This window comes from Pseudomonas cremoricolorata DSM 17059 = NBRC 16634 (assembly GCF_000425745.1).
GTDB lineage: Bacteria > Pseudomonadota > Gammaproteobacteria > Pseudomonadales > Pseudomonadaceae > Aquipseudomonas > Aquipseudomonas cremoricolorata.
This window is the reverse complement of record NZ_KE384442.1, coordinates 4,968-23,914: the sequence shown is the minus strand read 5'-3', so window position 1 is coordinate 23,914 and position 18,947 is coordinate 4,968. Positions and strand designations below refer to the sequence as shown.

Sequence of the window (18,947 nt, the reverse complement as noted above, 5' to 3'; positions counted from 1 at the left end):
CGGTCAGCTCCGCGGCGGGGTGAAGGTGGTGGCGAGGGTGGCCCAGCACTGGTCGTAGTCCACTTGCAGTTGCGCGCTGGCCAGGGCCTGCGGGCTGGGGCGCAGCACCTGGCTGGTTTCGAACATGAAAGCCATGGTGCCGTCGAGCTTGTGCGGCACCAGTTGTGCCTCGATGGCCTTGCTGCAGCTTTCGGCGTCCGGGCCGTGGGCGCTCATGCACGGGTGCAGCGACGCCCCGCCGGGCAGGAAGCCTTCGGCCTTGGCATCGTAAGCGCCGGTGATCAGGCCCATGAATTCGTTCATCAGGTTGCGGTGGAACCACGGCGGACGGAAGGTGTTTTCGGCCACCATCCAGCGCGGCGGGAAGATCACGAAGTCGATGTTGGCCTGGCCGGGCACGCTGCCGGGCGAGGTCAGCACGGTGAAGATCGATGGGTCGGGGTGGTCGTAGCTGACCGTGCCCAGGGTATTGAAGCGGCGCAGGTCGTACTTGTACGGCACGTTGTTGCCGTGCCAGGCAACCACATCGAACGGGGAATGGGCCAGCTCGCAGCCCCAATACTCGCCGAGGAATTTCTGCACCAGCGCGGTGGGTGTGGTGCTGTCTTCGAAGTGCGCGACCGGGGTGAGGAAGTCACGCGGGTTGGCCAGGCCATTGCTGCCGATCGGGCCAAGATCGGGGATGCGCAGCGGCGAGCCGTGGTTTTCCGCCAGATAGCCACGGGCCTGCCCATCAGGCAACTCGACACGAAACTTCATGCCGCGCGGCAGTACGGCGATTTCCTGCGGCTCGACCAGCAACACCCCCAGCTCGGTGACGATGCGCAGGCGCCCTTGCTGCGGCACCACCAGCAATTCGCCATCGGCGTCGAAGAAGGCCCGCTGCATCGAGCGGTTGGCGGCGTACAGGTACACGCTCACGCCACTGGCGGCGTCACCGGCGGCGGTGGCCGCCATGGGCAGCCAGCCGTCAATGAAATCGGTCGGTGCCTCGGGCAGCGCTTGCGGGCTCCAGCGCAGACGGTTGGGGTTGACCGCGCCGATGCCTGCCGCCAGCGGCTGCTGCGCCAGACGCTCGAAGCGTGGGTGCAGGGCGCTGGGGCGAATGCGGTACAGCCAGCTTCGCCGTTGCTCATGGCGCGGCATGGTGAAGGCGGTGCCGGACAGTTGCTCGGCATACAGCCCGTGGGGAACCCGCTGGGGGGAGTTCTGCCCCATCGGCAAGGCCCCGAGCAGTGCCTCGCTGGCGAACTCGTTGGCGAAGCCACTCAGATACTGCAGATCGGATGAAGGAGCGTGCTGCATCGATGCCTCCGGCTGACCGCTGGGGACTCGGGTGTCGTTGGTTCACCCTGAATCCCGTGCTGAATTGTATTTATCGTAATCAGATTACGAATAACGTAATTTGCTCCGCAGCAAGCGTCAAGCTATAAGGTCGCCAACTCATCCGGGAAATCATTCCAATGACCAAGGTCAATGTTTCCACCTCTGACAGCGGCAAACAGAAGGTCCGCTCGGCAGAGGTCGGCACCGACATCCTCAAGGCGTTGGCGCAGTTGTCTCCCGCAACCTCGCTGTCGCGTCTGGCCGAGCATGTCGACATGCCCGCCAGCAAGGTGCATCGTTACCTGCAGGCGCTGATCGCCAGCGGTTTTGCCGAGCAGAACCCGGCGACCAACCATTACGGCCTCGGCCGCGAAGCCTTGCGCGTCGGGCTCGCCGCCCTGGGCAGCATCGATGTGCTGAAGGTCGCCGCGGTGCCGCTGTCGCAATTGCGCGACACCCTCAATGAAAGCTGCTTCGTGGCGGTATGGGGCAATCAGGGCGCAACGGTGGTCAGCATCGAGCCGGCAGTGCGCGCGGTGACCGTGGTGACGCAGATCGGCTCGGTGCTGCCGCTGCTCAGCTCGTCCACCGGGTTGGTGTTCGCCGCCTACCTGCCCGAGCGCGAAACCGCCGAGCTGCGCGACCAGGAACTGGCCCGCCTCGGTCGCAGCGCCAACGATTACACGGCGCTGCTGGCCGAGATTCGCAACAACGCCCTGCACCATGTGCATGGCCTGCTGATGCCGGGAGTCGATGCGTTGTCGGCGCCGATCTTCGACGCCATGGGTGAGATCGCTGCGGTGATGACCGTGGTCGGCCCTACCTCGATGTTCAATGCCGACAGCCAGGGCCCTGCCGCCGAGCGCCTGCGCCAGGCCGCCCAGGCCACCAGCTGGCGTATGGGGCACCAGAACTGAGCAGCCCCGTGCCCCAGCGACTGTTACCCGACAGGTAACAGTGAATGTCGCAGTTGAGTGTTTTTCCCCTGGGGTCAACGGCTTATGCTCGCCTCACTGAACAGCGGCCCGCGCACTCTCCCCTCCGCGTTGGGCCGTGGTCGGTATACCTAGGCTGATTTTGAAGCTCCTTGATCTGCCGTCTTCCTTGAGCCGCTGCGTTTACGCAGCGGTTTTTTTATGGGCCGACGGCATGGGTGCTCCACACCGCCTTCTGCGGCAAGTGGGTCAGTGGCTGCGCGCGAAACGCCAGGTAATGATGCAGCACCTGCACCGGCGCTTCGGTGTGCGGGTAATGGCCGATGCCGGGCAGAAGGATCATGTCGGTATCGGGCAGCAGTTGCCGGTAACGGCCCAGCACCGGCGCGCTACAGATCGGATCGAGCGCGCCGTTGATCAGCCCCAGCGCCACCCCCTGGCGTTGCAACGCGCCGACCCAGCGCTCGCGGTACAGGCTGCGCTCGCGCACGCAGCCCATCAGCTTGTGCAGGATGCGCGTGCCGCGATTGGCGATGATCAGGCTCCAGTAATCGTCCAGCGCGCTTTCATTGGGGTGGGCACCGGAGCTGCACACCTGCGACAGGCTGCGCACCAGGTCTTCGCGACCGAAGGCACGCCCCACCAGCCAGCCCAACGGGCTCAGCAACAGCTTGTGGGCCATCTGCAACGGATGACATTCGGCCACCAGTGCACTGTTGAGAAATACGCAACTGCTGAGCTCGGCACGCCCTTCATGGTGCCGCGCCAGCAGCTCCTGAGCCACGCTTCCGCCGTAATCGTGGGCCAGCACGTGCAGCGGCTGGTCGATGCGCAGATGCGCCAGCAGCGCCTGTTGCAGGTCGGCCTGCTCGAGCAGGCTGTAGTCATGCTGCAACGGCTTGGCAGAGTCGCCAAAACCGAGCATGTCGCAGGCGATCAGGCGAAAGCGCTGGGCCAGGGGCGCCCACAGGTAGTGCCAGTCCCAACTGGCGGTGGGAAAGCCGTGCAGCAGCAACAGCGGCTCGCCCTGGCCTGCGGTCCAGTAGCGGATGCTCTGCCCGCGGAACAGAAACGATTGCGCACGGGTGCGCCAGATACGCAGGGGGATTTCGGCAAGGGGCATCAGACATGCCCCTCTGAAGCACCGGACTGCAACGACTCGGCTACGATCATGGCGACTCACCTCGGCACATGCATGTGCTCTCTGTATCGAGGCTGAGTCTAGTCAGCCAGCAAGCGCCGGAAGATTGCCTTGGCAGCCAGCTTGATGGCCGTGCAGGACAGCCGCGCGAACGGTAGGCCTCAGGGCTGACGCGCCTTGAGCACAGCCACCAGTTCGGCCAGCCACGGCTCGGCATCGGTTTCCGGGGTCACCGACTCGCTGGCATCCAGGCGCAACAGCGGTAGCACCGAACGGATGCCCAGTTCATCGAACAATTCGACCATCTGCTCGCCGCCTGCACAGAACGTGTCGTAGCTCGAATCACCCAACCCGATGACCGCCCCAGGTAGGCCACGCAGCTCGCTCGGCAAGGTGTCGCGCAGCTCGCTGTAGAGGCCCATGAGGTTGTCTGGCAGTTCGCCCATGCCGGTGGTGGAGGTGACCGCCAGCATGGCGTCGGGGGCGAAGCGCTGGATGTCCTTAAGGTTGCCGCGCACGGCGTGCCAGGCCTGCAACCCGGCGGCGTTGAGCAAGACTTCAGCGTGGCGGGCGACTTCTTCGGCGGCGCCGAAGACCGAACCGGAAAGGATAGCGACTTTCATCAGGAAACAATTCCGAACTTGAGTGTAAACGTAGGATACTAACACCCGTCGCCGCTGGCCGCCTGGCCTGCGCCCCCTCCCCCGCATAGGCCCGAGGCATGATCAACGCACAACTGCTGCAATCGATGGTCGAGGCCTGCAACGACGGCATCGTGGTCACCGAGCGGGAAGGTGAAGACACCATTCTGATCTACATGAACCCGGCTTTCGAGCGGCTGACCGGCTATTCCAGCAGTGAGGTGCTGTACCAGGACTGCCGCTTCCTGCAGGGCGATGACCGCGATCAGCTGGCCCGTGTGCGCATCCGCCGCGCATTGGCAGCCGGTCAGCCCTGCCGGGAGATCCTGCGCAATTACCGCCGCGATGGCAGCGCGTTCTGGAACGAGCTGTCCATCGCCCCGGTGCATACGCCCGGTGATCCACGTGTCTACTACATTGGTGTGCAGAAAGACGTCACCCGGCAAGTGGAGCTGGAGCGCGAGTTGGCCGAAGCCCAGGCCCAACTGGCTGCACTGCAGGCCGACCTGCAAGACTGACCCTAACCGCGACGGCTGAGTCTTCGCCCGTTGCCTGTGAGAACGACCGTGAGCAACGACATGTCTGCCGATCCTCTGCTCAGCCAGGACGAACTGGACTTCATCCAGCACCTGCAGCATGCGCCACAGGTGCAGCAGGCAGGTCCGACCTCGCGCCTGCTGGTCAATGGCGACGGGCGCACCAAGGCCCTGCTCACGCGCCTGGTGGCCAACGAGCAGGTGACCTTGCAGGCCAGCGTCAACAACCAGCAGATCACCTTCCCGCTGCACGTGGTCGAGGACGAATTCCACGCCCTGCACCTGCAACTGGGCTCACCGGAAATCTACGAAGACGGGCCGATGCTGCGCGCCTGGCGCCTGGCGCTGGAGCAGCCTTGTGCCTTGCACGACGCCCAGGGTCAGGCCAGCTCGCTGTGGGTGCGTGACCTGTCGTTCAAAGGCATGCTGGTGGAAGTGCGCGGCCAGGCGCCAGCGCCAGCGCAGTTCGAATTGCAGTTCATCCCGCCCGGGCTTGGCGCGATTACCCTGCACGGCGAACTGCGCCGGCGCATCGGCGCAGACCTCGCCGCCTACGACCTCGGGCACAGCGCCGCCGATGAAATCGAGCGACTGCGCGACTACGTGCTGCACGCCCATCGCCAGGCGCACCCCGAACTCCACGCTCAGGTATCGAGCTGACCGCCCATGAACAGCGCCAGGCGCTGGCGCATCTGCGCCGCCTGGGCGCCGAGGCAGGCGATGGCGGTGTCCTGCAAACGCGCCTCGGCGTGCTCGGCCATCTCGCCCGCCAGCGCCAGTGGGCAGATCAGCCCGCAGGCCACCTGCGCCAGCCGCGCTGCGAGTTCTGCGGGCGGGTAGTGATTCGACACCAGCACCAGCGCATCGGCCCGGCGCCGTTCGCAGACCAGCGCCAGCTCGCTGGGCGGCTGGCCTGGCGGTAGCACGATCACCCCGACCTCATCGCTGCACAGCACCAGCCCGGCGACCAACAGCTCCAGCTTGGCGACATCGTCGTTGAGCGGCGCCAGCAGAATGTTCAGCGCGCGGTTGCCCGCCTGGGGCAGGCGTTGCCAGACCTGATGGCGCAGGAACTGGTCAAGAAATAGCCACTCGCTGGTCTGCCCATAACCCTGCCGCGCACCGCGCAGGGTGGTCCACAACGGCATCCACACCTGCTCGAATAGCGCGTCCTGGCCCAGCGCCGCCAGGGCGTGCTGGTAGATATCGCCGAGCCTGGCCGGATCGAACTCGGCCAGCGCTGCACGCGCCTGGCTCTGCCAATGGCCGGGGGTCTGCAGGGCGCCCGAGGCCAGCGCCTGTTCAGCAGGCCGCGCCAGAATCCGTGCCACCCGGCTCACCGGCACGCCGCGGGCGAGCCAGCCGAGGATGCTGTGGATGGTGTCGATGTCTGCACTGCAATACAGCCGGTGCCCACTTTCGGTGCGATGGGGCTGCAACAGGCCGTGCCGGCGCTCCCAGGCGCGCAAGGTCACGGCATTGACGCCGGTGCGGCTGGCCACCTCGCCAATCGAGTAGAGGATCGGTGAAGCGCTGCCTGCGTCCGCCCGTACGCCGGGGGCCTGGTGGTTCATCAGCGTGCAACCTGAGCGAGGTAAAGAGCGCTAGTGTACGTCGCAGCGAACCGCGCAGCTGGAAAACCTGTCCACGGCCAGCGAACTGCGCGATGATTCGCGCCTGATTCTTGCATCCTTGCTTGCATCGCCCACCACCCCGGGCGATCGAGCCCAGGTGCCGGCTACCCGCCAGCGCCGCTTCGAGGAGATACACGATGTCTACCGCACCTGTGACCTTGATGGTCTCGCGCCGCGCCGCCCGTGGCCGTTACCAGGACCTGCTGGCCTGGCTGCACGAAGGCGAACAACTGGCCACCGACTTTCCCGGCTACCTCGGCTCAGGTATTCTCGCCCCGCCCGCCGAAGGCGAGGCATTCCAGATCATCTTCCGCTTCACCAACGAACAGACCCTGCACGCCTGGGAATTCTCGGCCTCGCGGCGCGCCTGGCTGCAGCGTGGTGACGGGCTGTTCGAACGCCCCACCGAGCATCGCGTCAGCGGCATCGAGGGCTGGTTCGCCAGCGGCGTGGTGCGACCGCCGCGCTGGAAGCAGGCCATCGCCATCTGGCTGGCGTTCTTCCCGGTGTCGCTGCTGTTCAACCTGGTGTTCGGCCCTTGGCTGAGCGCCCTGCCCCTGCTGCCGCGTATTCTGCTCAGCACGGCGGCGCTGACGCCGATGATGGTGTACTGCTTCATCCCGCTGTCGACGCGTCTGCTGGCCAACTGGCTGAACGCCCCGCCGCGGGTGAACAAGGCCGCACGCCAGCTGCACAGCCGCTGAGCCGACCGGGCAGGCGGCCACACAGGGAAACACTTCGGGTATGCTGGGCGATCATCGCCAGGACAGACGAGTCGACCGCCCCGAACATGAACAGTCCTATCCTTCTCACCGGCGCCAGCCAGCGCGTCGGACTGGCTCTGGCCCAGGCCCTGGCAGAGGCCGGGCACACCGTGATCAGCGCCAGCCGCAGCCAGCCGCCGGCACACCCGAACATCCAGCACTTCGAAGCCGACCTGTGCCGGGCCGAAGATCGTCAGGCGCTGATCGACTACCTGCAGCGCCATTGCCAGAGCCTGCGCGCGGTGATCCACAACGCGTCGCTGTGGCTCGACGACAGCCTGGAGAACCTCGACACGCTGTTTCGTCTGCATGTCGAGGCGCCTTATCACCTGAACCTGGCCCTGGGCGAACTGCTGGGCAATGCCAGCAAGGCCGACATCATCCACATCTGCGACGAAACCTCGTCGCGCGGCAGCCAGAGCCACATCGGCTACGCCGCGACCAAGGCCGCCCTGCAGAACATGGTGCTGTCCTTCGCGCAGAAGTACGCGCCCGCCGTGCGCGTCAACGGCATCCTGCCGGGCCTTCTGATGTTCAAGCCCGACGGTGACGAAGCCTACCGTCAGCACACCCTGCAAAAAGCCCTGCTGCAATTCGAACCTGGCGCCCAGCCACTGATCGAGGCCGTGCTGTTCCTGCTGCAAAGCCCGTACAGCACCGGCACCTTCGTGACCATCAACGGCGGCCGCCACCTGAAAAACCGCATGACCTGAGAGCCCACCATGACCCCACAACAACAGCTCGAACTCGAAGCCGCCGCATTCCGGCGCCTGGTCGACCACCTGCAGCAGCGCACCGACGTGCAGAACATCGACCTGATGAACCTCTCCGGCTTCTGCCGCAACTGCCTGTCCAAGTGGTACAAGGCTGCGGCCGACGAGCGCCAGCTGGACGTCAGCCTGGACGATGCCCGCGAGGCGGTGTACGGCATGCCCTACGCCGAATGGAAAGCCCAGTACCAGAAAGAAGCCAGCGCCGAACAACAGGCGGCGTTCGACCAAAGGAAAGCACCGTGACCGATCTGAACACCCTGCGTGAATCGCTCAACAGCGGCGAGCACGCCTTCGCCAGCACCCTGGCGTTCGTCGCCGAACACTACCGCTACACCCCGCAAGGCTTCGACAACGGCGGCCTGGTCAGCGCCGCCGGGCAGAACGAGGGCTCGTGCAAGACCCTGGGCCTGGCCCTGCTCGAGGGCCTGAGCGATCAGGAAGCCCTGCTGGCCTTCGGTGAGCACTACCGCAGCGTGCTGGAGACGCCCGAAGGCAGCGACCACGGCAACATCCGTTCGCTGATCAAACATGGTCTGGCTGGGGTGCGCTTTGCGCAGCAACCGCTCGAGCGGCTGGGCTGATGGGTTCAGCCTGAGACGGCGCGGGGCCGACGCGAACAGCGCCGACCGCGGCCATGGGCGCTGGTGAACACCAGCGCCTGAAGGGCGTTACAGCTGGACGCAGTCGAAGTCCACCAGGGTGGCGACGTCCTGATCGTAGTCGACATCGCTGCGTTCGAAGCCGAACAGGTTGAGGAACTCCTTCTTGTAACCGGCGTAGTCGGTGACCTCGAACAGGTTCTCGGTGGTCACTTGCGGCCACAGCGCCTTGCAGGCGTCCTGCACGTCGTCGCGCAGTTCCCAGTCGTCCAGACGCAGGCGGGCCTTTTCGTCGACTTCGGCAGGCTGGCCGTCTTCACGGTACAGACGCTCGCGGAACATGCGGTTGAGCTGGTCGCCGGTGCCTTCGTGGACGCCCTTCTCCTGCATGATCTTGAACACCATCGACAGGTACAGCGGCATCACCGGGATGGCCGAGCTGGCCTGGGTGACGACCGATTTCAGTACCGCCACGTTGGCGCCGCCGTGAATCGAAGCCGACAGCTTCTGGTCAAGGCGCAGGGCAGTTTCGTCGAGGTCCTGCTTGGCCTGGCCGAGGGCGCCATGCCAGTAGATCGGCCAGGTGATTTCGGTACCGATGTAGCTGAAGGCCACGGTGCGCGCGCCTTCGGCGAGCACATCGGCGCCGGCCAGGGCGTCGATCCACAGCTGCCAATCCTGGCCGCCCATGACGGTCACGGTGTCAGCGATTTCCTGCTCGGTGGCCGGCTCGATGCTGGCTTCGGTGATGCAGTCCTTGTTGGTGTCGATGGCGGTCGACTTGTACGGCTGACCGATCGGTTTGAGCGCCGAGCGCACCAGTTCGCCGCTGCCTGGCAGCTTGCGCACCGGCGAGGCGAGGGAGTAGATGACCAGGTCGACCTTGCCGCCCATGTCGTTCTTGATCAGTTCGATGACCTTGGCCCGCGCTTCGTCAGAGAACGCATCGCCGTTGATCGACTTGCTGTACAGGCCATCGGCCTTGGCGAACTTGTCGAACGCGGCGGCGTTGTACCAGCCGGCGGTGCCGGCCTTGGTTTCGCTGCCCGGCTTTTCGAAGAACACGCCCAGGGTGTCGGCCTTGAAGCCGAACGCGGCGGTGATGCGTGCTGCCAGGCCGTAGCCGCTGGAGGCACCGATGACCAGAACCTTTTTCGGCCCATCCTCGCGCACACCCTGCTTGCGGGTGGCTTCGATCTGATCACGGACGTTGAGCTCGCAGCCCTTCGGATGGGTCGTGGTGCAGATGAAACCGCGAACCTTGGGATGAATGATGGCCAATGTCTGTACCTCGTCAGGTTTAATCGAGTGTGGAGTCGCGTGGGGCGATCTCGTATCGGTAGGGGTCGTATGAAAAGCCGTCGGGCGCTGAGCTTGATATGTAAGAGCGGGCTTACCCGCGAAGGGCCGCAAAGCGGCCCCAATGCCCTTAATGAACAGCCGCCCAAGCTCTTTTCATACAACCCTCGGTGGTGCGTAAGACTACACCGCTCAGCGTTGCGACACATCTTAAGGGCTGCACGTCACGTTTCAAGCACCTGCACAATCAGTGTCAATCCGCCTGATTGATTGCAAAAGCCGATCAATTACCCAGAAAAACAAACTTCTCAACTGCTCTGCGGGCGTGGATGCTGTGGCATTCACAGCCCCGCCTTTCGGAGAACCGCAATGAACGAAGTCGCCATCGTCGCCGCCACCCGCACCGCCATCGGCAGTTTCCAGGGCGCCTTGGCCAACGTGCCGGCCGTGGAACTGGGCGCTGCGGTGATCCGTCAGTTGCTGGCCCAGACCGGCCTGGACCCGGCCGAGGTCGACGAAGTGATCCTCGGCCAGGTGCTCACCGCCGGCGCCGGGCAGAATCCGGCGCGCCAGAGTGCGATCAAGGCCGGCCTGCCGCATGCCGTGCCCGCGCTGACGCTGAACAAGGTCTGCGGCTCGGGGCTCAAGGCGGTGCACCTGGCGGCCCAGGCCATTCGCTGCGGCGATGCCGAGGTGGTGATCGCCGGCGGCCAGGAGAACATGAGCCTTGCGCCCTATGTGCTGCCTTCGGCACGCACCGGCCAGCGCATGGGCCATGGGCAGATGCTCGACAGCATGATCAGCGACGGGCTTTGGGACGCGTTCAACGACTATCACATGGGCATCACCGCCGAGAATCTGGTCGATGCCTACGGCCTGACCCGCGCCGAGCAGGACGCCTTTGCCGCCGAGTCGCAGCGCAAGGCGCTGGCAGCCATCGCCAGCGGACGCTTCGCCGAGGAAATCACCCCAGTGCAGATCCCCCAGCGCAAGGGCCCGGCGCTGGTGTTCGACACCGACGAACAGCCGCGCGCGGGCACCACCGCCGAGAGCCTCGGCGGCCTGCGCCCGGCGTTTCGCAAGGATGGCAGCGTCACCGCTGGCAACGCCTCGACCCTCAACGATGGCGCCGCCGCAGTGCTGCTGATGAGCGTCAGCAAGGCCCAGGCCCTTGGCCTGCCGGTGCTGGCGACCATCAGTGGCTACGCCAGCGCCGGGGTCGACCCGGCGATCATGGGCATCGGCCCGGTGTCGGCAACCCGCCGCTGCCTGGAAAAAGCCGGCTGGCAGCTGCAGGACGTCGAGTTGATCGAAGCCAACGAAGCCTTTGCCGCCCAGGCTCTGGCGGTGGGCCGTGAACTGCAATGGGAGGCGAGCCGGGTCAACGTCAACGGCGGTGCCATCGCCCTGGGCCACCCCATCGGTGCCTCCGGCTGCCGGGTGCTGGTGACCCTGCTGCACGAAATGCTCAAGCGTGACGCGCACAAAGGCCTGGCTACGTTGTGCATCGGTGGCGGCCAGGGCGTGGCGCTGGCCATCAGCCGCTGAGCGCAGCGTTTGCCCGGCCAAGGTGATCGGTGGTTCACCGCAGCGCGCCGCTGACGCACAATGCGCAGCCACCCGTAGGTGGCCGCGCAACGGGTAACCGGCGCGGTCGCTGCGCGGCTCGCTCACCTGATGCCAGGTACCTGCCTTGACCCGCGAACAACTGGAACACCAGCAAATCCCGCTGTATTTCGTGGTGGTGCTGGCCGCCGCCCTCCTTGGCCTGTGCCTGCCGGCAATCGCCGCCCACGGCGAGTGGCTGATCAGCCCGGCGCTGGCGCTGCTGATGTACGTGATGTTTCTGCAGCTGCCGCTGTTCGAGCTGCGTCAGGGCCTGCGTCAGGGGCGCTTCATCGCCGCCTTGCTGATGGCCAATTTCATCTTCGTGCCGCTGCTGGTGTGGCTGGCCAGCCGCAGCCTGCTGGGGCACCCTGCGCTGCTGATCGGCGCGCTGCTGGTGCTGCTCACCCCGTGCATCGACTACGTCGTAGTGTTCACCCAACTGGGCAAGGGCGATGCCAGCCTGACCCTGGCAGCGACGCCGCTGTTGCTGGTGGTCCAGTTGCTGCTGTTGCCGCTGTACCTGGCGCTGATGGTCGATACCCAATGGGTGCTCGAGCTGCCGCTGACCCCGTTCATCGAAGCCTTCCTCGGCCTGATCGCCGTGCCCCTCGGGCTGGCGCTGCTGACCCTGGCGACGGCGCGCCGGCGAGCGGCGGTCGCTGCATGGAATCAGGCGTGCAGCTGGCTACCGGTGCCAGCCATGGCGTTGGTGTTGCTGCTGGTGGTGGCTTCGCAGATCGGCAAGGTGGCCGCCGACTGGCCCGGCATCGTGCCGGTGCTGCCGGTGTACCTGGGCTTTGCCGTGCTGGCGCCGGCGTTGGGGCTGCTGTCGGCGCGGCTGTGGCGCCTGCCGCAGGCGCAGACGCGCTCGCTGATGTTCAGCAGCGCCACGCGTAACTCGCTGGTGGTGCTGCCGCTGGCCCTGGCCTTGCCGGCCGAGCTGCGTAGCCTGGCGGCGGCAGCGGTGGTCTGCCAGACCCTGGTCGAGCTGCTCGCCGAACTTGCTTACATCCGCGTGCTGCCGCGGCTGGTGCGCGGCTGAGGCAGCGCAGGGGCGTCAGCCAGCTTGGCCTGGCACCCCTGCGCTTGACCTTCAGACCAGCGCCGCAGCCGGGCCGAAGAACTCGAAGCGGCTCTGCGCCTCTGGTACGCCCAAGGCCTTGAGCTGACCTTTGATCGCCGCCATGAACGGCTTCGGCCCAAGGAAATACACGTCGACATCGCGCTCGCCGGGCAGCCACTCGCCAAGCAGGTCCTGGCTCATCAGCCCCAGCGCATGGGCATGGCCGCTGCCGTCGTCTTCGTCGTAGCAGTAGAAGCGCTTGAGCTGCGGATGCTGCGCCGCCAGTGCGTCGACCGACTCGCGGAAGGCATGCACCGCGCCGTTGCGCGCGCAGTGGATGAAGTGCACCTGGCGGCCGGTCTCCAGCGCCGCCTGCAACATCGCCAGGGTCGGGGTGATGCCCACACCACCGCTAATCAGCACCAGCGGCTTGTCGTTGGCCACCAGGGTGAAATCCCCCGCCGGCGGGAACAGCGGCAGCGTGTCGCCGACCTTGAGCTGGTCATGCAGGTAATTGGAGACCTTGCCGCCAGCCTCGCGCTTGACGCTGATGCGGTACTCGCGACCATCGCACAGCGCCGACAGCGAATAGTTGCGGCGTTGCTCGCTGCCGTCGATGAACAGCTGCAGGCCGATGTATTGGCCAGGCTCGGCCTTGAGTACCGGCTTGCCGTCGACCGGCGCGAAGTAGAACGAAACGATCTCCTGGCTCTCCTGCTCGCGGCGCACCAAGGTGAAGGTCCGCGCGCCGCGCCAGCCGCCCTCGGCATGTTCCTTGGCCTGATACAGACTTTCCTCGGCACCGATCAGAATGTCTGCCAACTGGCCGTAGGCCGCTGCCCAGGCGTCGATGACTGCCGGGGTGGCAATGTCCTCGCCAAGTACCTCTTTGATCGCCCGCAGCAGGCAAGCGCCAACGATTGGGTAATGCTCGGGAAGAATCTGCAAGGCCACATGCTTGTTGATGATCTGCCCGACCAGGCCGCCGAGTTGTTCCAGCTGGTCGATGTGCCGGGCATACATCAGCACGCCGTTGGCCAGGGCGCGCGGCTGGTCGCCGCTGGCCTGGTGCGCCTGGTTGAACAGCGGACGCACCTCGGGGTGCTCGTCGAGCATCATCTTGTAGAAATGCGTGGTCAGCGCCTCGCCGCCGCTTTCCAGCAGCGGGACAGTGGCTTTGATGATGGCGCGTTGGTCGGCGGTGAGCATGTGGATTTCTCCTGAAACGATGATCTGAACGATGCAGTGCTCATTTCAGTAATCGTGCCAACCGCCAAAGCCCCTGAAATCAAGGGCCAGACCACGCCCCAAGTCAAAATGACCCAGCCTGCGCTATAGTCGAAACGACTACACCGGAGTCCTTATGACTGCTACCCCTTTGTTGACTGCCCTGCTGCCATTGGTACGCGACCTGTCCCGCGACCTGCCCGACCACGAGCGCTATCGGCGCCTGCTACAAGCCCTGCGTGACCTGCTGCCCTGCGATGCAGCCGCACTACTGCGCCTGGAGGGCGAATGGCTGGTGCCGTTGGCGGTCGACGGCCTGGCCGCCGACACCCTGGGCCGGCGCTTCAAGGTCAGCGAGCACCCACGCTTCGTCATCTTGTTGAGCAACCCGGCGCCCACGCGCTTTGCCAGCGACAGCGACCTGCCCGACCCCTACGATGGCCTGGTCGACGCCGCCCATGTCGACCTGCAGGTTCACGACTGCATGGGCTGCCCGCTGATGGTCGACGAGCAGCCATGGGGCCTGCTGACCCTCGACGCGCTGACCGCGGGCCAGTTCCAGCCGCTGCAACTGGATGCCTTGCAGGCCTTCGCCAGCCTGGCGGCGGCCACCGTCACCGTCGCCGAGCGCATCGAGCACCTGGCCCTCAGGGTGAAAAACGAGCAGCAGCGCGCCGAGCAGTACCGCCAGGCCAACCATCAGGAGCGCCAACTGATCGGCCAGAGCAATGCTCACCGGCAGTTGCTGGAGGAGATTCGCCTGGTCGGCAACAGTGAGCTGACGGTACTGATCACCGGGGAAACCGGCGTCGGCAAGGAACTGGTGGCCCAAGCGCTGCACCAGGCCAGCACCCGCGCCGACAAGCCGATGGTCAGCCTCAACTGCGCGGCGCTGCCCGATACCCTGGTGGAAAGCGAGCTGTTCGGTCACGTCCGCGGCGCCTTCACTGGCGCCCATGTCGAGCGGCGCGGCAAGTTCGAGCTTGCCCACGGCGGCACGTTGTTTCTCGATGAGGTGGGCGAGTTGCCGCTGACGGTTCAGGCCAAGTTGCTGCGGGTGCTGCAAAGCGGGCAACTGCAGCGCCTGGGCTCGGACCGTGAGCACCATGTCGATGTGCGTCTGATCGCCGCGAGCAACCGTGACCTCGCCGAAGAGGTGCGTTGCGGGCGCTTTCGCGCCGACTTCTACCACCGCCTGAGCGTCTATCCACTGCACGTGCCCCCGCTGCGCGAACGAGGCCGTGACGTACTGCTGCTGGCCGGCTACTTCCTCGAGCAAAACCGCTCGCGGCTCGGCCTGAACAGCCTGCGCCTGAGCATGGATGCGCAGACCGCGCTGCTCGACTACGACTGGCCCGGCAATGTCCGCGAACTGGAACACCTGGTCGGCCGCAGCGCGCTGAAGGCACTGGGCCAGCAATCTTTGCGCCCACGCATTCTTACACTGTCTGCCAGCGATCTCGACTTGCACCCAAGCACCTCAGCCTCACTACCTGTAAGCGAATTGCCACTACCGCCTGTCGGCTCCTTCCACGTCGGATTGCGTCAGGCCGTAGACGACTTCCAGCGTCAGCTGATTCTGAAAAGTCTTGATCGCCACGGGCAAAACCGCGCCGCAGTGGCGCGAGAGCTGCAAATCGACCGCGCCAACCTGAGCCGCCTGGTCAAGCGCCTGGGAATCGACTGAGCGCCAACTAACCGACGCACATTTATTTGGCGCGCCGGGAAAACTGGTTCATTCAGTCAGCTCTGCCTATACCTGCCAAACGATCTGTAACAGGGCTGTTACAGGCCTCCCGCGCGTGCTTAAGCGCGTGCTCGGAGGCAAGGATTGGCTGCTCGTCCCCGCAGATGAGTGGCACCCCATCCAGCAGGGAGCGCTTATGGATAGCATCGTCGTCGCCGATAAAAACACCGCACAACTGTCGCAAACCGCCTGGGGCGACATCAGCCTCAGCCGGGCCAGCCTGGTGCAACTGCCGGTGTCGCCGGATGCGGTGGCTTCGGTCAGCCGCAGCGGGCAGAACCTGGTACTGACGCTCAAGTCTGGCGAGCGCCTGACCATCGCCAACTTCTTCGTCGTCGATCAGGACGGGGTGGGCAACGATCTGGTGTTCGTCGGCGACGATGGCACACTCTGGCAGGCGTCCTACGATGCCGACGCCTTCAGCGGTTTCACCTTCGACGAAGTCGCCTCCCTCGATCAGTTGATGGCGGGCATCGGTGAAGCCGGCAATGCCACCCAGACCTTCGCCATTGCCGGTCTCGGCCTGCTGGGCCTGGGCGGCGCGGCCGCAGCGGCAGGCGGCGCGGCTGGCGGCGGCGGCGGTGGCGGTGACGGTGAGCCCGGCGACACCTTGGCCCCGGCCCGACCCACCGACCTGCTGGTGTCAGCCGATGGCCTGCGCCTGAGCGGCCGCGGCGAGGCCGGCACCACGGTCAACGTGCGCGATGTCGCTGGCAATCTGATCGGCAGCGGCACCGTTGGCAGCGATGGCCGTTTCGACCTGGCGCTGGACACGCCCCAGGCCAACGGCGAGGCGCTGACCGTCGACCTGACCGACGCCGCCGGTAATGTCTCCGAACCCGGCACCGTCAACGCCCCGGACATCACCCCGCCCGCCGCCCCCACCGACCTCGCCATCGATGGCGCAGGCACCGTGCTCAGCGGCCGCGCCGAGCCCGGCTCGACGGTGCAGGTGCGCGGCGCCGACGGCAGCCTGCTGGGCAGCGCCGTCAGCGGCAGCGACGGCACCTTCAGCGTGACCCTGCAACCGCCGCAAAGCGCCGGCCAGGCCCTGCAAGTCAGCGCCACCGATGCCGCCGGCAACACCTCACCGGCCAGTACCATCAGCGCGCCCGACCTGGGCACCCCGCCCGATACCACCGCGCCCGACGCCCCGACCGACCTGGTGGTCGGTGACAGTGGCCGTCAGCTGACTGGCCGAGGCGAAGCGGGCACGGGCGTGACCGTGCGTGATGCCCAGGGGAATGTGATCGCTACCGGCGTTGTTGCCGCTGACGGCACGTTCTCGGTTGTGCTCGATCCAGCGGTCATCGACGGCAGCAGCTTGCAGGTCGATCTGACCGATGCTGCGGGTAATGTTTCTGAACCAGCTTCCGTTGCCTCGCCGGACCTGATTGCGCCGGCGCAGCCGACTGAGCTGGCGCTGGCTGAAGGCGTGACGTTGACCGGCCTTGGTGAGCCGGGTGCGACCGTGCAGGTGCGTGATGCTTCAGGGGCAGTGATTGGCACTGGGGTCGTGGGAGCGGATGGGCGCTTTAGCGTCGAATTGGATCCAGCGCAGGCCAATGGCGAGTTCATCGATGTTCGACTGGTCGATGCAGCTGGCAATGAATCGGTACCGCTGGCGTTTCAGGCGCCGGATATCACTGCACCCGAGGCGGTTACCGACGTGGTGGTCAGTGCTGATGGGCTGACGGTTTCGGGGCGTGGTGAAATTGGGGCGAGCGTTGAGATTCGTGATGCTCAGGGCACGCTGATTGGCACCGGTGTAGTCGGTGCAAATGGCGCGTTCGTCATTGCCTTGGACAGTGCCGTTGCGGCTGGCGACGTGATCAATCTGGTGCAGACCGATGCGGCAGGCAATGCCTCGCCAGCGACCGATTTCACAGTCCCTACTACTCCTGCCCCTTCCACTCCAACTGAACTCGCTTTGAACGCCGACGGCTCTGAATTGAGCGGCCTCGCCTCGCCCGGAAACCGTGTCGAGGTACATGGCGCAGATGGCACGCTGTTGGGCAGTGCGATCGCCGCTGAGGATGGCTCCTTCACCATCACTCTGGTACCGCCACAGGCCAACGGCGAAGCGCTGGAAGTGGTGGCGATCAATATCGAAACAGAACAAAGCTCCATTCCGGCCAGCATCACAGCGCCAGATATCACGCCACCGCTGGCACCATCCGAATTGGCCGTAAGCGCAGACGGTACTGTACTCACTGGTCGCGGTGAGCCGGGTAGCACCGTTCGGGTCGTCGATGCGCAGGGCAACGAGCTGGGCACCGCAGTGGTAAACGCGGCAGGTAGTTTCGCCGTGACGCTGGTACCGGCACAGACCGAAGGTCAAAGCCTTGAAGCCACGGCACAAGATGCTGCTGGCAACGTATCGCCGGCCGCTTCGGTAATCGCACCTAACCTCGAAACCCCTATCGACACCACTCCGCCCGATGCCCCGATCGACTTGGTCGTTAGTGCGGGCGGTACACAACTGAGTGGCCGTGGCGAAGCGGGAACCACGGTTAATGTCCGCGATGCAGAAGGCAACGTGATCGCTACCGGCGTTGTTGCCGCTGACGGCACGTTCTCGGTTGTTCTTGATCCCGCTGTGATTGATGGCAGCAGCCTGCAGGTCGATCTGACTGATGCCGCAGGCAATGTTTCCGAGCCGGCTTCCGTAGCCTCGCCGGACCTGATTGCACCTGCTCAGCCAACCGACCTGTCGCTGGCTGAAGGCGTGACGTTGACCGGCCTTGGTGAGCCGGGTGCGACCGTGCAGGTGCGTGATGCCTCTGGCGTGATTATTGGCAGCGGTGTCGTTGGGGTAGACGGTCGGTTCACCGTCGAACTGGACCCTGCACAAGCCAATGGCGAGTTCATCGATGTTCGACTGGTCGATGCGGCGGGTAACGTGTCAACTCCACTGGCCTTCCAGGCACCGGATATCACAGCGCCGGAAGCGGTCACCGATGTGGTGGTCAGTGCTGATGGGCTGACGGTTTCGGGACGTGGCGAGATTGGGGCCAGTGTTGAGGTTCGTGATGCTGCTGGCACCGTCATCGGCACCGGTGTTGTTGGTGCAAATGGTGCGTTCGTTATCGCATTGGACGGTGCTGTTGCGGCTGGCGACGTGATCAACCTGGTACAGACCGATGCGGCTGGAAATGCGTCTCCGGTCACCGACTTCACCGTTCCCTCCACCCCCGCCCCTACCACCCCGACCGAACTGGCATTGAACGCCGACGGCTCTGAATTGAGCGGCCTCGCTACGCCCGGAAACCGTGTTGAGGTACATGGCGCAGATGGAACGTTGTTGGGCAGTGGCGTGGCGGCTGAGGATGGCTCTTTCAGCATCACTTTGGTGCCTCCACAGGCCAACGGCGAAGCGCTGGAAGTGGTGGCGATCAATACCGAAACCGAACAAACCTCTATCCCGGCCAGCATCACTGCTCCAGATATCACTCCACCGCTGGCCCCATCCGAATTGGCCGTAAGCGCCGACGGTTCCGTACTTACCGGTCGCGGTGAGCCGGGCAGTACGATTCGTGTCACTGATGCTCAAGGCAATCAATTGGGCACCGCTGTGGTGAACGCGGCGGGCAGCTTCGCGGTAACCCTGGTTCCGGCGCAGACCGAAGGTCAAAACCTTGAAGCCACGGCTCA

The 18,947-nt window shown here is 65.3% G+C and carries 17 protein-coding genes; 11 read left to right on the top strand and 6 right to left on the bottom strand.

What is annotated here, in order from left to right:
* Positions 1-3 precede the first annotated feature (3 nt).
* Entirely contained in the window at positions 4-1,305 is a 1,302-nt protein-coding gene (gene hmgA / locus H618_RS0118930) for a homogentisate 1,2-dioxygenase (protein WP_028696552.1), read from the bottom strand.
* Positions 1,306-1,463: 158 nt separating this feature from the next.
* On the opposite strand from hmgA, the gene H618_RS0118925 reads away from it, so the two are divergent.
* Positions 1,464-2,243: an IclR family transcriptional regulator gene (locus H618_RS0118925; RefSeq protein ID WP_028696551.1), complete on the top strand. Its 780-nt coding sequence runs from the start codon at positions 1,464-1,466 to the stop codon at positions 2,241-2,243.
* A gap of 217 nt (positions 2,244-2,460) precedes the next feature.
* On the opposite strand, the gene H618_RS0118920 is transcribed toward H618_RS0118925, so the two are convergent.
* Together H618_RS0118920 and H618_RS0118915 are read right to left on the bottom strand one after the other, a co-directional pair.
* Entirely contained in the window at positions 2,461-3,384 is a 924-nt protein-coding gene (locus H618_RS0118920) for an alpha/beta fold hydrolase (protein ID WP_028696550.1), read from the bottom strand.
* Positions 3,385-3,563: 179 nt separating this feature from the next.
* The gene (locus tag H618_RS0118915; RefSeq protein WP_028696549.1) at positions 3,564-4,025 is read right to left on the bottom strand and encodes a flavodoxin; all 462 of its coding nucleotides are present in this window, start codon (positions 4,023-4,025) and stop codon (positions 3,564-3,566) included.
* 98 nt (positions 4,026-4,123) lie between these two features.
* Between H618_RS0118915 and H618_RS0118910 the strand changes: the two genes are divergently transcribed.
* Positions 4,124-4,561 (top strand): PAS domain-containing protein, encoded by a 438-nt coding sequence (locus H618_RS0118910; RefSeq protein ID WP_028696548.1) that lies wholly within the window; start codon positions 4,124-4,126, stop codon positions 4,559-4,561.
* A gap of 60 nt (positions 4,562-4,621) precedes the next feature.
* Complete coding sequence (locus H618_RS0118905) at positions 4,622-5,239, top strand: PilZ domain-containing protein (RefSeq protein WP_028696547.1); 618 nt, start codon at positions 4,622-4,624, stop codon at positions 5,237-5,239.
* Here the strand turns inward: H618_RS0118905 and H618_RS0118900 are convergent.
* Positions 5,224-6,153, bottom strand: coding sequence for a MerR family transcriptional regulator (locus H618_RS0118900; RefSeq protein ID WP_028696546.1), 930 nt, complete (start codon positions 6,151-6,153; stop codon positions 5,224-5,226). The genes H618_RS0118905 and H618_RS0118900 overlap by 16 nt on opposite strands.
* Positions 6,154-6,350: 197 nt before the next feature.
* Here H618_RS0118900 and H618_RS0118895 point away from each other — a divergent pair, with 197 nt between their 5' ends.
* The 4 genes from H618_RS0118895 (at position 6,351) to H618_RS0118880 (ending at position 8,331) form a co-directional block, all read left to right on the top strand.
* Positions 6,351-6,917, top strand: a complete 567-nt coding sequence (locus H618_RS0118895) for a putative antibiotic biosynthesis monooxygenase (RefSeq protein WP_028696545.1) — start codon at positions 6,351-6,353, stop codon at positions 6,915-6,917.
* A gap of 86 nt (positions 6,918-7,003) precedes the next feature.
* Positions 7,004-7,690 carry a dihydromonapterin reductase gene (gene folM / locus H618_RS0118890; protein WP_033727807.1) on the top strand — a complete coding sequence of 229 codons (687 nt, stop codon included), beginning with the start codon at positions 7,004-7,006 and terminating at the stop codon, positions 7,688-7,690.
* A 9-nt stretch (positions 7,691-7,699) separates the two neighbouring features.
* Entirely contained in the window at positions 7,700-7,993 is a 294-nt protein-coding gene (locus H618_RS0118885; protein WP_028696543.1) for a DUF1244 domain-containing protein, read from the top strand.
* Positions 7,990-8,331, top strand: coding sequence for a HopJ type III effector protein (locus H618_RS0118880; RefSeq protein WP_028696542.1), 342 nt, complete (start codon positions 7,990-7,992; stop codon positions 8,329-8,331). The genes H618_RS0118885 and H618_RS0118880 overlap by 4 nt, the downstream gene beginning before the upstream one ends.
* A gap of 87 nt (positions 8,332-8,418) precedes the next feature.
* Here the strand turns inward: H618_RS0118880 and fabV are convergent, their stop codons facing one another.
* Complete coding sequence (gene fabV, locus H618_RS0118875) at positions 8,419-9,630, bottom strand: enoyl-ACP reductase FabV (RefSeq protein WP_028696541.1); 1,212 nt, start codon at positions 9,628-9,630, stop codon at positions 8,419-8,421.
* A 387-nt stretch (positions 9,631-10,017) separates the two neighbouring features.
* Between fabV and H618_RS0118870 the strand changes: the two genes are divergently transcribed.
* Positions 10,018-11,196: an acetyl-CoA C-acetyltransferase gene (locus H618_RS0118870; RefSeq protein ID WP_028696540.1), complete on the top strand. Its 1,179-nt coding sequence runs from the start codon at positions 10,018-10,020 to the stop codon at positions 11,194-11,196.
* A gap of 145 nt (positions 11,197-11,341) precedes the next feature.
* Positions 11,342-12,298: an arsenic resistance protein gene (locus H618_RS0118865; protein ID WP_028696539.1), complete on the top strand. Its 957-nt coding sequence runs from the start codon at positions 11,342-11,344 to the stop codon at positions 12,296-12,298.
* A 51-nt stretch (positions 12,299-12,349) separates the two neighbouring features.
* Here the strand turns inward: H618_RS0118865 and hmpA are convergent, their stop codons facing one another.
* Entirely contained in the window at positions 12,350-13,528 is a 1,179-nt protein-coding gene (gene hmpA, locus H618_RS0118860) for an NO-inducible flavohemoprotein (protein WP_028696538.1), read from the bottom strand.
* 154 nt (positions 13,529-13,682) lie between these two features.
* Here hmpA and norR point away from each other — a divergent pair, with 154 nt between their 5' ends.
* Together norR and H618_RS21940 are read left to right on the top strand one after the other, a co-directional pair.
* On the top strand, positions 13,683-15,233 hold the full coding sequence (gene norR / locus H618_RS0118855; RefSeq protein WP_028696537.1) for a nitric oxide reductase transcriptional regulator NorR: 1,551 nt from the start codon (positions 13,683-13,685) through the stop codon (positions 15,231-15,233).
* A gap of 196 nt (positions 15,234-15,429) precedes the next feature.
* Positions 15,430-18,947: Ig-like domain-containing protein (locus H618_RS21940; protein ID WP_033727806.1), on the top strand; the 3,518-nt coding region annotated here is incomplete at its 3' end.

Coding starts and splice junctions, on each gene's coding strand:
- hmgA (WP_028696552.1), bottom strand. CDS start 1,305: ATGCAGCACGCTCCTTCATCCGATCTGCAGTATCTGAGTGGCTTCGCC.
- H618_RS0118925 (WP_028696551.1), top strand. CDS start 1,464: ATGACCAAGGTCAATGTTTCCACCTCTGACAGCGGCAAACAGAAGGTC.
- H618_RS0118920 (WP_028696550.1), bottom strand. CDS start 3,384: ATGCCCCTTGCCGAAATCCCCCTGCGTATCTGGCGCACCCGTGCGCAA.
- H618_RS0118915 (WP_028696549.1), bottom strand. CDS start 4,025: ATGAAAGTCGCTATCCTTTCCGGTTCGGTCTTCGGCGCCGCCGAAGAA.
- H618_RS0118910 (WP_028696548.1), top strand. CDS start 4,124: ATGATCAACGCACAACTGCTGCAATCGATGGTCGAGGCCTGCAACGAC.
- H618_RS0118905 (WP_028696547.1), top strand. CDS start 4,622: ATGTCTGCCGATCCTCTGCTCAGCCAGGACGAACTGGACTTCATCCAG.
- H618_RS0118900 (WP_028696546.1), bottom strand. CDS start 6,153: ATGAACCACCAGGCCCCCGGCGTACGGGCGGACGCAGGCAGCGCTTCA.
- H618_RS0118895 (WP_028696545.1), top strand. CDS start 6,351: ATGTCTACCGCACCTGTGACCTTGATGGTCTCGCGCCGCGCCGCCCGT.
- folM (WP_033727807.1), top strand. CDS start 7,004: ATGAACAGTCCTATCCTTCTCACCGGCGCCAGCCAGCGCGTCGGACTG.
- H618_RS0118885 (WP_028696543.1), top strand. CDS start 7,700: ATGACCCCACAACAACAGCTCGAACTCGAAGCCGCCGCATTCCGGCGC.
- H618_RS0118870 (WP_028696540.1), top strand. CDS start 10,018: ATGAACGAAGTCGCCATCGTCGCCGCCACCCGCACCGCCATCGGCAGT.
- hmpA (WP_028696538.1), bottom strand. CDS start 13,528: ATGCTCACCGCCGACCAACGCGCCATCATCAAAGCCACTGTCCCGCTG.
- norR (WP_028696537.1), top strand. CDS start 13,683: ATGACTGCTACCCCTTTGTTGACTGCCCTGCTGCCATTGGTACGCGAC.